Below are 12,635 nucleotides of genomic sequence, written 5' to 3' on the forward strand. Positions count from 1 at the left end.
TTCGGCGGGCTCGGCTTGGGCGCCAACAGCAGTGACGGGGGCACCGGTCAGGCCTGACATGCCACCGCCCCCTCCTGCGCCGCCCGATCCGCCGCCGGTGGCACCGGCGCCACCGCTGCCGCCGTCGCCGCCGGCCCCGACGGCCTGGGGGAGCCCTCCAAATGTTGTTGTGGCGGCGCCGCGCAATTGACTAGCGCCGCTGGCGGCGGTGGGGGCGGCGGAGGAGGAGCCGCTACGGCCAGTGGCACGGGCGGGGCCGGTGGCACAGGAAGCCGGGCAGCGGACGCCTCCGTTCCGGCGGCCGCCGGAGGTGGGCCGGGGAACGCTGCGGGCGGCACCGGCGGCGGCGGCGGCAGTGGCGCCGTCGTCAACACCAACTCCTACGCCGGCAACGCCGGTACAGGCGCGACGGGCGGCATCGGTGCAAACGGTGGCGCGTTCAGCACCGACGGAGGTCACGGGGGCGCGGTCGGCGCCGGCGGCTTCGGCGGGCTCGGCTTGGGCGCCAACAGCAGTGACGGGGGCACCGGTCAGGCCTGACATGCCACCGCTACCCGACTGACGCCGTCCACTCCAGCAGCTGCTCGGCGGGCCAGGTGTTGACGATGCGTTCGGTCGGCACGCCCACGTCCAGCGCGCGCTGGGCGCCGTAACCCAGGAAGTCCAGCTGACCCGGCGCGTGCGCGTCGGTGTCGATGCTGAACACGCACCCGATCTCCAGCGCCAGCTTGAGCAGCCGGGTCGGCGGGTCGCGGCGCTCGGGGCGGGAGTTGATCTCCACCGCGGTCCCGTGGTCGCGGCACGCGGTGAACACCGCCTCGGCGTCGAACTTCGACTCGGGACGGATGCCGCGGCCGCCGGAGACCAGCCGCCCGGTGCAGTGGCCCAGCACGTCGGCGTGCGGATTGGCCACCGCGCGCAGCATGCGCCGCGTCATCGCCGCCGCGTCCATCGACAACTTCGAGTGCACGCTCGCCACGACGACGTCCAGGCGCTCGAGCAACTCGGGTTCTTGGTCCAGGCTGCCGTCCTCGAGGATGTCGACCTCGATCCCGGTCAGAATGCGCATCGGCGCGAACTGGTCGCGCAACCCGTCGATGACGTCGAGCTGCTTGCGCAACCGCTCCGGCGACAACCCGTTCGCGATGGTCAGCCGCGGCGAATGGTCGGTCAGCGCGCAGTATTCATGACCCAGCGCCGACGCGGTGGCCATCATCTCCTCGATCGGCGCCGACCCGTCCGACCAATTCGAGTGCAGGTGCAGGTCCCCGCGCAGTGCCGCGCGCAGGTCACCGCCCCCGAGATCCTCTACTGCCGAGCGCAATTCGACGAGGAGGTCCGGTTCGCGGCCGGACCAGGCCTGGTCGATCACCTTCGCGGTCTTGGGCCCGATGCCCGGCAGCGTCTGCCAGCTGTTCGCCTGGCCGTGCCGCTCGCGCGCGGCGTCGTCGAGGCCCTCGATGATGTCGGCGGCATTGCGGTAGGCCATCACGCGCCGGGGGTCCTGGCGGCTCCGGTCCTTGTAATAGGCGATCTGCCGCAGGGCGGCTACCGGGTCCATGGCTCCAGTGTGCCCGGCCCGGTCATAAGAATTGGCCCGCAACGAACCCCGCGAGCAGCACGCCGGAGCCGCCGATCTCGCCGGCGATCAGCAGCACCATCGTCACTTGCAGGCCGCGGCCGGGGTTTTCGAATTGGTTGACGGTGTCGCGCCGCGCGCCGTGGGCGATGTAGCCGAGGATGGCGGCGACGAAAAAGAAGACGACGACGCCCGCCGCGGTCAGGTTGACCCACGCCGGCCAGGCGCTGAGTTCGACGAACACCGCCAGCAGCAGCGTCGCGAACGAATAGAGCAACGCCGCCCGGTGCGCGATGTCGACGTACGGATGGGCGCGATGATCGTCGGCGGTCATGATTTGCCGGTACTTCCAGACGCCGAGAACCAGCGCCAGCAGGAAGATCAGCCCGGCGGCCAGCAGGGTGATCCTGGTGTCGAATCCGAGCGCGGCGGTCATCGTCCCGAGGAGTTTAGTTGCGCTTCATAAAGATCGACTAACGTCGGTTGCATGCGATTCGCGTTCAAAACCTCACCCCAAAACACCACCTGGGCCGACATGCTCGCCGTCTGGCAGGCCGCCGACGAGATCGAGGTCTACGAGTCCGGCTGGACGTTCGACCACTTCTATCCGATCTTCTCCGACAGCAGCGGGCCCTGCCTCGAGGGGTGGACGACGCTGACCGCGCTGGCGCAGGCGACCAAGCGGCTGCGGCTGGGCACCCTCGTCACCGGCATCCACTACCGCCACCCCGCCGTGCTGGCGAACATGGCCGCTGCGCTCGACGTCATTTCCAACGGGCGCCTCGAGCTCGGCATCGGCGCAGGGTGGAACGAGGAGGAGTCGGGCGCATACGGCATCGAGTTGGGCTCCATCCGGGAACGCTTCGACCGGTTCGAGGAAGCCTGCCAGGTGCTGATCAGTCTGCTGAGCGAAGAGACGACCGACTTCGCCGGCAAGTACTACCAACTCAAGGGCGCCCGCAACGAGCCCAAGGGCGTGCAGCGCCCGCACCCGCCGATCTGCATCGGGGGTAGCGGCGAGAAGCGCACGCTGCCGATCACCGCGCGCTACGCCCAGCACTGGAACTTCGTCGGCGGTCCGCCCGAGTTGTTCGCGCAGAAGCGCGACGTGTTGGCCGCGCGGTGCGCGGACATCGGGCGCGACCCGAAGGAGATCACCCTGTCGGCGCACCTACGCCTGGAGCCGGACCTCAACTACGGACAGGTCATCGAGGACGCGGCGGCGCTGGGTGCCGAAGGGCTGGACCTCGGCATCGTCTACCTTCCCCCGCCGCACGACCCCGCGGTGCTGGAGCCATTGGCGGAGGCGATTCGGGATTCCGGACTGCTGGATAAGTGAGGGCTAGGTGAGGTCGCTTTGTCGGCCTCACACCGAGCAAACTAAGTTGTGCGCCGCCGGCGCGTGAACCTGGTGCTTAAACTCCGAACAGCAACAGTTCTTCGGCGGTGATCAGACGCTCATGCTTTGCGGGGAACTCGCGGCTCTTTACCGGGTGACGCAACCATGACCAGGCGATTCGCCCCATCCTCGATCGGGGCATTGGGTTGACATGCACAGTGACCACTCCTGCGATCGGTCCGTTCCAGCGGGACGCCCCCGTGACTTCTTCGCGATGAGCCCCACAGAGAACCATTAGACAACAATCGTCTGGCAAACGTGGGCAGAAACGCCGAATTGAATTCTTCTGTTTCTGGTGTGACTGATGTGACTACGTCAACGGGGCCGCGGTCGGCTTGATCGGGGCCGGAAGCGCCGTCGAACCCATCAGGAACCGGTCGACCCCCGCGGCCGCGGCGCGGCCCTCAGCAATCGCCCAAACGATCAGTGACTGGCCGCGACCCATGTCGCCGGCAACGAAGACCCCGGGGACCGACGTATCGAAGTCGGCGCCGCGCGCGACGTTGCCGCGTTCGGTCAGCTTGACGCCGAGGTCGGTGAGCAGGCCCTCCTTCTCGGGGCCGACGAATCCCATCGCCAGCAACACCAGGTCGGCCTCGAGCTCGAAGTCAGAGCCCTCGACTTTGACGAACTTGCCGTCCTGCATGGTCACTTCGTGAGCCTTGAGGCCGGTCACGTGCCCGTCCTTGCCCACGAACTCCTCGGTGTTGACCGAGAACACCCGCTCGCCGCCCTCTTCGTGCGCCGATGACACCCGGTACATCAGCGGATAGGTCGGCCATGGGGTCGACTCGGCGCGCGCCTCCGGCGGGCGCGGCATGATCTCGAATTGGTGCACCGCGATCGCGCCCTGCCGGTGCACGGTGCCCAGGCAGTCGGCGCCGGTGTCCCCGCCGCCGATGATGACGACCTTCTTGCCCTTGGCGGTGATCGGCGGCTCGCCGTCGGGACCCAGGACGTCGTCGCCCTCCTGGACGCGATTGCCCCAGGGCAGGAACTCCATCGCCTGGTGGATGCCGTCCAGCTCCCGGCCCGGGATGGGCAGGTCGCGCCAGGCGGTGGCCCCGCCGGCCAGGACCACCGCGTCGAAGTCGCCGCGCAACTGTTCGACGGTGATGTCGACCCCGACGTTGACGCCGGCGCGGAACTCGGTGCCCTCGGCGCGCATCTGGTCAAGCCGCCGATCCAGGACGCGCTTTTCCATCTTGAATTCCGGGATGCCGTAGCGCAGCAGCCCGCCGATGCGATCGTCGCGCTCGAACACGGTCACGCTGTGCCCGGCGCGGGTCAGTTGCTGGGCGGCGGCCAGGCCCGCGGGGCCGGAACCCACCACGGCGACGGTCTTTCCGGTCAGCTTGTCCGGGGGCAGCGGCACCACAAAGCCTTCGTCGAAGGCGTGGTCGATGATCTCCAGCTCGATCTGCTTGATCGTCACCGGATCCTGGTTGATGCCCAGCACGCACGCCGGCTCGCACGGCGCGGGGCACAGCCGCCCGGTGAAGTCCGGAAAGTTGTTGGTGGCATGCAGCCGTTCGATCGCGTCGCGCCAACGGCCCCGGCGTACCAGGTCGTTCCATTCGGGGATCAAGTTGCCCAGCGGACATCCGTTGTGGCAGAACGGGATACCGCAATCCATGCAACGGGTTGCCTGATGGCGCAGGGTCTCGTCGTCGAAGTCCTCGTAGACCTCGTTCCAGTCGCGCAGTCGCAGCGGGACAGGCCGGCGCTTCGGCAGTTCCCGATGTGTGTATTTCAGGAAGCCGGTGGGGTCAGCCATGCGCGGCCGCCATGATCGCCTTGTCGACGTCGATGCCGTCGCGCTCCGCCTCGGCGATCGCCTGCAGCACGCGCTTGTAGTCGCGCGGCATCACCTTGGCGAAGTGCCGGTGCTGGCCGCGCCAGTCGGCGAGGATGCGCTGGCCGACAGCGGAATCCGTGGCGTCGACGTGCGCCTGGATGGTGCCCCGCAGGTACTCCAGGTCGTCCTCGTCGAGCGCCTCGAGCTCGACCATTTCGGCGTTGAGGTTGTTCGGCAATTCGCCCTCCGGGTCGTACACGTAGGCCACGCCGCCGGACATGCCGGCCGCGAAGTTGCGGCCGGTGCGGCCGAGGATGACGACCTTGCCCCCGGTCATGTATTCGCAGCCGTGGTCGCCGACGCCCTCGACGACGGCGTGGGCGCCGGAGTTGCGTACCGCAAACCGTTCGCCGACGACGCCGCGCAGGTAGGCCTCCCCGCTGGTGGCGCCGAACAGGATCACGTTGCCGCCGATGATGTTGTCCTCGGCAACGTAGTCGGCCGGCGCGTTGTCCGACGGCCGCACCACGATCCGGCCACCCGACAGGCCCTTGCCGACGTAGTCGTTCGCGTCGCCGTACACGCGCAGCGTGATGCCCCTCGGCACAAACGCGCCGAAGCTGTTGCCGGCGGACCCGTCGAAGGTGATGTCGATGGTTCCGTCCGGCAGGCCCTGGCCCCCATAGGCTTTCGTCAGCTCGTGGCCGAGCATGGTGCCCACCGTGCGGTTGACGTTGCTGATCGTGGTGGAGAACCGGACCGGCTTGCCGGAGTCCAGCGCCTCGCGGCTCATCACGATCAGCTGCTGGTCGAGCGCCTTGTCCAGGCCGTGATCCTGCCGCGAGCTGCAGTACAGGTCCTGGTTCATGAACGCCGACTCGGGCTCGTGCAGCACCGGCGCCAGGTCCAGCTTGTGGGCCTTCCAGTGCGCCCGCGCCAGCGTGGTGTCCAGCGACCCCACCTGGCCGACGGCCTCGTTGAAGGTGCGGAAGCCCAACTGCGCCATGTACTCCCGCACCTCTTCGGCGATGAACATGAAGAAGTTCTCGACGAACTCGGGCTTGCCGGTGAACCGCTCGCGCAGCACCGGGTTCTGGGTGGCGACGCCGACCGGGCAGGTGTCGAGGTGACACACCCGCATCATGATGCAGCCGGCCACCACCAGCGGTGCGGTGGCGAAGCCGAATTCCTCGGCGCCGAGCAGCGCCCCGATCATCACGTCGCGACCGGTCTTGAGCTGGCCGTCCACCTGGACCACGATCCGGTCACGTAACCCGTTGAGCAGCAACGTCTGCTGCGTTTCGGCCAGCCCTAGCTCCCACGGGGCGCCGGCGTGCTTCTGCGATGTCAGCGGCGTCGCGCCGGTGCCGCCGTCGTGCCCCGAGATCAGCACCACGTCGGCGTGCGCCTTGGACACACCGGCGGCGACGGTGCCCACCCCGTTTTCGGAGACCAGCTTGACGTGCACGCGCGCGGCCGGGTTGGCGTTCTTCAGGTCGTGGATCAGCTGAGCCAGGTCCTCGATGGAGTAGATGTCGTGGTGCGGCGGCGGCGAGATCAATCCGACGCCGGGCGTGGAGTGCCGCACCTCGGCCACCCACGGGTACACCTTGTGGCCCGGAAGCTGGCCGCCCTCACCGGGTTTCGCGCCCTGCGCCATCTTGATCTGGATGTCGGTGCAGTTGGTCAGGTAGTGCGAGGTCACCCCGAAGCGGGCGGAGGCGACCTGCTTGATCGCGCTGCGACGCCAGTCCCCGTTGGGGTCGCGGTCGAATCGCTTGACGTCCTCGCCACCCTCGCCGCTGTTGGACCGGCCGCCGAGGCGGTTCATCGCGATGGCCAACGTCTCGTGCGCCTCGGCGGAGATCGAGCCGTAACTCATTGCCCCCGTGGAGAAGCGCTTGACGATCTCGCTGGCGGGCTCGACCTCTTCCAGCGGGACGGGGGGCCGCACATCGCCGCGGAACTTCAGCAGTCCGCGCAGCGACGCCAGCCGCTCGCTCTGGTCGTCGACGAGGCGGGTGTATTCCTTGAAGATCTTGTATTGCCCGGTGCGGGTGGCGTGCTGCAGCTTGAACACGGTCTCCGGGTTGAAGAGGTGGTACTCGCCCTCCCGGCGCCACTGGTATTCGCCGCCGACCTCGAGCTCGCGGTGGGCGCGCTCGTCGGGCCGGTCGAGGTAGGCCACCTTGTGGCGGGCGGCGACGTCGGCGGCGATGTCCTCCAGGGTGATCCCGCCGGTGGGGCAGGAGAGCCCGGTGAAGTACTCGTCGAGCACGTCCTCGGAAATGCCGACGGCCTGGAACAGCTGCGCGCCGGTGTAGGAGGCCAGCGTCGAAATGCCCATCTTGGACATCACTTTCAGCACGCCCTTGCCGGCCGCCTTGACGTAGTTGTTCAGCGCCTTGTCGCGGTCGATCCCGTCGATGACCCCGCGGTCGAGCATGTCCTCGATCGACTCGAACACCAGGTACGGGTTGATCGCGGCCGCGCCGAAGCCGACCAGCGCGGCCATGTGGTGCACCTCGCGGGCGTCACCGGTCTCGACGACCAGGCCGACGTGCGTGCGCGTCCGGTCGCGCACCAGGTGGTGGTGCACCGCCGACACCGCCAGCAACGACGGGATCGGCGCCAGCTGCTCGTCGGACCCACGGTCGGACAGAATGATCACCCGGGCACCGTCGGCGATCGCCGCCGACGCCTGCGCGCGCACCTCCTCGAGCGCGGCGGTCAGCCCGGCGCCACCGTCGGCGACGGGGTACAGGCAGTGAATCACCTTGGACCGCATGCCGTGTGGGCGCCCATTGACCTTGTCGTCCGGGTTGAGGTTGACCAGCTTGGCCAGCTCATGGTTACGCAGGATCGGCTGCTGCAGGACGATCTGGTGGCAGGAGTCCTCGTCCGGGTTGAGCAGGTCGCGCTCGCCGCCGGTGGTGCCCTGCAGGCTGGTCACCACCTCCTCACGGATGGCGTCCAGCGGCGGGTTGGTCACCTGGGCGAACAGCTGCTGGAAGTAGTCGTAGAGCATCCGCGGGCGCTCGGACAGCACGGCGACCGGGGTGTCGGTGCCCATCGAGCCGATCGGCTCGGCCCCGGAGCGCACCATCGGCGTCACCAACAGGTTGAGTTCCTCGTAGGTGTAGCCAAAGGACAACTGGCGCTTGACGAGTCGCTCGTGCGGCATCCGGACATACTCGCCCTGCGGCAGGTCGTCGAGCGGCACCAGGCCCTTGTCGAGCCATTCCTGGTAGGGGTGCTCGGCGGCCAGCTCCGCCTTGATCTCCTCGTCGGCGACGATGCGTCCTTGGGTGGTGTCCACCAGAAACATCCGGCCGGGCTGCAGCCGCATCCGGCGGACCACCTTGGCCGGGTCCAGGTCGAGCACGCCGGCCTCGGAGGCCATCACCACCAGGCCGTCGTCGGTCACCCAGATTCGGGAGGGGCGCAAGCCATTCCGGTCCAGCACGGCGCCGATGATGGTGCCGTCGGTGAAGGTGATCGACGCGGGCCCGTCCCATGGCTCCATCAGCGAGGCGTGGTACTGGTAGAAGGCCCGCCGCGCCGGATCCATCGACTCGTTGCGTTCCCACGCCTCCGGGATCATCATCAACACCGCGTGGGCCAGGCTGCGCCCGCCCAGGTGCAGCAGTTCGAGCGCCTCGTCGAACCGCGCGGTGTCGGACGCGCCCGGGGTGCAGATCGGGAACAATTTCTCCACGTCGTCGCCGAAGAGGTCGGTCTTGATCAACGCCTCGCGGGCCCGCATCCAGTTCTCGTTGCCGGTGACGGTGTTGATTTCGCCGTTGTGCGCGATGCGACGGAACGGATGCGCCAGCGGCCAGGACGGGAAGGTGTTCGTGGAGAAGCGGGAGTGCACGATGCCCAGCGCGCTCGTCAGCCGATCGTCTTGCAGGTCAAGGTAGAACGCCTTGAGCTGCGGGGTGGTCAGCATGCCCTTGTAGATGAATGTTTGGCCGGAAAGGCTTGGGAAGTAAACGGTTTCGCGACCGGGGCCGTCTTGTCCCGGGCCCTTGGTCCCCAGTTCGTGCTCGGCGCGCTTGCGCACCACGTAGGCCCGGCGCTCCAGCGCCATGCCGGAGGCGCCCGTCATGAACACCTGCCGGAAGGTCGGCATCGCGTCGCGCGACAGCGCGCCCAGCGACGAGTCGTCGGTGGGCACGTTCCGCCAGCCCAGCACCTGCAGGCCCTCGGATTCGGCGATCTTCTCCACCGCCGCGCACGCGGCCGCGGCGTCCTTGGAGGACTGCGGCAGGAACGCGATGCCGGTGGCGTAGCTGCCCGCGGGGGGCAACTCGAACTCCACGACCTCGCGCAGGAACGCATCCGGAACCTGAATCAGGATGCCGGCGCCGTCACCGCTGCGCGGCTCGGCACCCTGGGCACCCCGGTGTTCGAGGTTGAGCAGCGCGGTAATCGCCTTGTCGACGATGTCGCGGCTGCGGCGGCCGTGCATATCGACGACCATGGCTACCCCGCACGCATCGTGCTCGAACGCGGGGTTGTATAACCCGACGCGCTTGGGCGTCATATGCACCTGACCCTTCACCAAACGTTCTTCGCTGCCGTTACGAGCGGCTCCGGTGGGGCCGCAACCCGCGAGGGTTGCGGGTCTCGGACCCGTTGGCCCCTTCGGTCTTGCCGATAGGCTGTGCCCCAGGCGGGATGATCCGTTGTTGGAGATTCGTCCGTGCAGCGTTGAACGGTGGCCTGAAGCTGGTTTCGACAAGTCGTAAAACGATATGACAATACCCGCCTGACATGCCAACTTCGTTAAGTCTAACCGGCAACCGGCGGCGGCGTAAATTCGTCGCGGCGGGCGGTCGACGACGGCGCCGACATGGGAGTTTTGGGCTTCGATTGTCCCGACCCCGGGGTCGATCCTAGCCGACCGGCGGGGGTGATCACCAATTCGGCCAAGTTTGCTGTGATCGCGCCCACGTGCGGCGGGGTCCGCGCCGGCCCAACTCACCCGCGTGCTCAGCGGCCGGCGGACCGAATCGTAGCCGGGCGATGGCCGATCGGGCGAAAGTTTGCACACACCGGGCGGAGGTTCGCCGGCGGCCGGTGGCCGATACTGGACGGGTACCGGTCCGGCACTCGAGGAGCCCATGAACGAGCGCGACGAATTCCTGCGGGACCGTCTGCAGCCCGACCAGCCCGGTGCGCAAGCGGCGCGCCCACCCGCTCCGCCGCACCACTTCCGTCGGCGCCTCCTGGTAGCGCAGCGGCCGGCCGAGGACGTCGCCGATCGCCGCGGCCAGCTCGGAGTTGGTGAACGCCTGCGGACCGGTCAGCGGGATCCGTTGGCCGACAAGGTCATCGGTGAGCAACGCGCGCGCCGCCACCGCCGAGATGTCGCTCTCGACGATCGGTGCCGTGGACGCCGCCGCGTATGGTCCGGCCACCATATCCCCGGCGCGGATCTGCGCCCCCCACATGCCGGCGAAATTGGTCACGAAGACCGACGGTCGCAGGCTGACCCAGTCGAGGCCGGATTCGACGGCGAGCTGTTCGACCTCCTTGTTGCGGTCCCCGCGAAAGCGCGACGGTTGCCGCGAGAAGTCGTCGTCGGCGTTGATGGCCGACAGCGCAACCAGCTTGGTGACTCCGGCGCGCCCGCATTCCGCGACGACCCGGGACAGGTCCGGGCCCAGCGCGCGGGAATTGAGGAAGACGGCCGAGGCGCCCGGGAGCGCGTCGAAGGCCGAGCGGACCGCCTCGACGCCGGCCGGAAGCCCGGCGGCATCGGGTGTGCGGGTGACGGCGCGGACGTGGGCGCCCGCGGCGAGGAGTTCGGCAACGAGTGGGCGCCCGACGTTGCCCGTCGCTCCGGTTACGACGATCGTCATGGGGAGGGTCCTTCCGTGAGTTTTCAGTGCTGCACCAAGGACGGCCCCGGAGGTGGGAAAGTTACAGTCGAAACGCGTAACTTTTTGCGGAACCAAATCGTCGAAGGTTCATGAGCCAGTCGCAGTCATCCAGCGACCAGGTCGCCGAGGCCTGGCGCAGTAATCGCCCGTATCTGGTGAATCTCGCGTATCAGATGCTCGGCGACGTCGGCGACGCGGAAGACGTTGCGCAGGAAGCCTTTTTGCGCCTCTCGCGTGCCGATTTGAACGAGATCGACGACGTCCGCGGCTGGCTGACCGTGGTGGCGAGCCGGATCTGCCTGGACCAGGTGCGTTCGGCGCGCGCCCGCTACGAGCGGCCGGGCGACGTCGAGTCGCAGCCGGCGTCGCCGCGGCTGGACCCGGCCGACCGGGTCACCCTCGACGACGAGGTTCGTACCGCCTTGCTCGAGGTCTTACGCCGGCTCAGCCCCGGTGAGCGGGTCGCGTTCGTGCTGCACGACGTGTTCGGCGTCCCCTTCGACAGCATCGCCGAGACGGTGGGCCGCCCCGTCGGCACCTGTCGTCAGCTGGCGCGGCGCGCACGCACCAAATTCACTGTGGCGCAACCGAAATTGAACGAGGTGGCCCCGGCCGAACACCAGCTCGTCACGGAGAAGTTCATCACGGCGTGCGCCAACGGCGACATCGCCGCGTTGACCGCGGTGCTGGATCCGACGGTCTGGGGGGTGGGCACGGTCCTGGCTGAGCCGGCGCCGCCGCCGCAGATCAACCACGGGCCGGACGCGGTGGCCACCAACCTGCTGCGCTATCTCGGCCCGGAAGTGACCCTGGTCGTCGGGCCCGCGGGAGGCCCCGCGGTGTTGGCCTTCGTCGACCGCCGCCTCTTCGCGTCGATCGTGCTGACGATTCGCGGTCGCCTCGTGACGAAGATCGAGGCCATCGCCGATCCGTGGGCGCGCCTGGGTGCCGGTCAGCGGCCCTAGTGCGGCGCACGGGGTGGCCGGGCGGCGAAATACCCCGCGACCGTCGCCGTCACCTCGAGAAACCTGCGCCGGGCCGCCGGGGACATCTCGCGGTCCACATCGATGACGCCGCCCGGCCGTAGGTGGGGATCGAAGGGCACCTCGACCACCGGCTGCCCGTGTTCGACGAATTCGCGCGCCAGCAGCTCCCGGGTGCGTTTGTCGGCGTGCCCGTCGGAATCGTTGAGCACCACGATGGTGCGGCGCAGCAGGCCCGTCAGGCCCCTCTCCGACAGCCATTCCATGGTCCGCGCGGCCGCGGAGGCCCCGTCCGCCCACGGCGAGGACACCACGATCAGCGCATCCAGGTCGCGCAGGACCTCCTGGGTCACCGGCGCGTCCATCGTCGAGCCGCAGTCGATGACCGAGATCGTGAAGTGGTGGTCCAATCGGAGCGCGGCCTCCCGGTAGATCGCGGGGTCGAGCACCCGGCGCGGTCCGGACGCCGGCTCGCCGCCGAGCACGTGCAGGCCGGTGGAGTTACGGCCAAGGCGCCCAACCACATCCGCGAACGACCGCAGGTTCTTGTCGGCGGTCAGTTCCCAAAAAGAGCCGGCCGACCGCGGATCGATTCGGCTGCTCAACCGGCCGAATGCGGTGTCGGCGTCGATCGCCACCACATGGTCCTGGCGGCGCAGCTCGGCGAAAAGCGATCCGACGCTGGCGGCCACCGACGTCTTGCCCACCCCGCCCTTGCCCAGCACGCCGACCTTGTAGTTGCCGTGCAGGGGGGTTCGGATGGCCGCCTCGTACTGAGCCTCCTGGCGCTGCGCGGGCGACGGGCCCAGCTTGACAAGGCCAAACGTGGCCAGCCGCAGGACGCGTCGCCAACCACGCTCGGGTAGTTCCGCGGCGGGAGTCGGTGCGGGCTGCTGGAGCGGCGGGAGCGGGGGAGGCGCCGGCCCAACTCACCCGCGAGCTCAGCGGCCGGCGGACCGCATCGTTGCCGGGCCGCGGCAGCGAC

The 12,635-nt window shown here is 68.7% G+C and carries 8 protein-coding genes and 1 pseudogene; 3 read left to right on the forward strand and 6 right to left on the reverse strand.

Annotation, left to right across the window (positions count from 1 at the left end; translation table 11 throughout):
• Positions 1-186 precede the first annotated feature (186 nt).
• Entirely contained in the window at positions 187-540 is a 354-nt protein-coding gene (locus A5712_RS30665) for a hypothetical protein (protein ID WP_156766421.1), read from the forward strand.
• Positions 541-550: 10 nt separating this feature from the next.
• Here A5712_RS30665 and A5712_RS05115 read toward each other — a convergent pair whose 3' ends face one another.
• On the reverse strand, positions 551-1,561 hold the full coding sequence (locus tag A5712_RS05115) for a PHP domain-containing protein (RefSeq protein ID WP_068102131.1): 1,011 nt from the start codon (positions 1,559-1,561) through the stop codon (positions 551-553).
• Between the two features lie 22 nt (positions 1,562-1,583).
• Positions 1,584-2,015: a hypothetical protein gene (locus A5712_RS05120; protein WP_068102133.1), complete on the reverse strand. Its 432-nt coding sequence runs from the start codon at positions 2,013-2,015 to the stop codon at positions 1,584-1,586.
• Positions 2,016-2,066: 51 nt separating this feature from the next.
• Here A5712_RS05120 and A5712_RS05125 point away from each other — a divergent pair, with 51 nt between their 5' ends.
• Positions 2,067-2,918 (forward strand): LLM class F420-dependent oxidoreductase, encoded by an 852-nt coding sequence (locus A5712_RS05125; RefSeq protein WP_068102135.1) that lies wholly within the window; start codon positions 2,067-2,069, stop codon positions 2,916-2,918.
• A 370-nt stretch (positions 2,919-3,288) separates the two neighbouring features.
• Here the strand turns inward: A5712_RS05125 and A5712_RS05130 are convergent, their stop codons facing one another.
• The 3 genes from A5712_RS05130 to A5712_RS05140 all read right to left on the reverse strand — a co-directional run bounded on the left by A5712_RS05130 (position 3,289) and on the right by A5712_RS05140 (position 10,646).
• Positions 3,289-4,755 carry a glutamate synthase subunit beta gene (locus A5712_RS05130; protein WP_068102136.1) on the reverse strand — a complete coding sequence of 489 codons (1,467 nt, stop codon included), beginning with the start codon at positions 4,753-4,755 and terminating at the stop codon, positions 3,289-3,291.
• Positions 4,748-9,325 (reverse strand): glutamate synthase large subunit, encoded by a 4,578-nt coding sequence (gltB, locus tag A5712_RS05135; RefSeq protein ID WP_068102138.1) that lies wholly within the window; start codon positions 9,323-9,325, stop codon positions 4,748-4,750. Before gltB ends, A5712_RS05130 begins: the two co-directional genes overlap by 8 nt.
• 373 nt (positions 9,326-9,698) lie before the next feature.
• A complete protein-coding gene (locus A5712_RS05140) occupies positions 9,699-10,646 on the reverse strand; it encodes an SDR family oxidoreductase (protein ID WP_082973276.1) in 948 nt (315 codons plus the stop codon).
• 110 nt (positions 10,647-10,756) lie between these two features.
• On the opposite strand from A5712_RS05140, the gene sigI reads away from it, so the two are divergent.
• Positions 10,757-11,632, forward strand: a complete 876-nt coding sequence (gene sigI, locus A5712_RS05145; RefSeq protein WP_068102141.1) for an RNA polymerase sigma factor SigI — start codon at positions 10,757-10,759, stop codon at positions 11,630-11,632.
• Here the strand turns inward: sigI and A5712_RS05150 are convergent.
• Positions 11,629-12,573 (reverse strand): annotated as a pseudogene (locus A5712_RS05150) (MinD/ParA family protein); the annotation flags it as partial. The gene sigI and the pseudogene A5712_RS05150 overlap by 4 nt on opposite strands.
• Positions 12,574-12,635 lie beyond the last annotated feature (62 nt).

It is taken from the genome of Mycobacterium sp. E2327, from assembly GCF_001672675.1.
GTDB lineage: Bacteria > Actinomycetota > Actinomycetes > Mycobacteriales > Mycobacteriaceae > Mycobacterium.

What these genes read in the sequence shown, in the direction of transcription:
- sigI (WP_068102141.1), top strand. Translation starts at nt 10,757, where the DNA reads ATGAGCCAGTCGCAGTCATCCAGCGACCAGGTCGCCGAGGCCTGGCGC.
- A5712_RS05120 (WP_068102133.1), bottom strand. Translation starts at nt 2,015, where the DNA reads ATGACCGCCGCGCTCGGATTCGACACCAGGATCACCCTGCTGGCCGCC.
- gltB (WP_068102138.1), bottom strand. Translation starts at nt 9,325, where the DNA reads ATGACGCCCAAGCGCGTCGGGTTATACAACCCCGCGTTCGAGCACGAT.
- A5712_RS05130 (WP_068102136.1), bottom strand. Translation starts at nt 4,755, where the DNA reads ATGGCTGACCCCACCGGCTTCCTGAAATACACACATCGGGAACTGCCG.
- A5712_RS05140 (WP_082973276.1), bottom strand. Translation starts at nt 10,646, where the DNA reads ATGACGATCGTCGTAACCGGAGCGACGGGCAACGTCGGGCGCCCACTC.
- A5712_RS05125 (WP_068102135.1), top strand. Translation starts at nt 2,067, where the DNA reads ATGCGATTCGCGTTCAAAACCTCACCCCAAAACACCACCTGGGCCGAC.
- A5712_RS05115 (WP_068102131.1), bottom strand. Translation starts at nt 1,561, where the DNA reads ATGGACCCGGTAGCCGCCCTGCGGCAGATCGCCTATTACAAGGACCGG.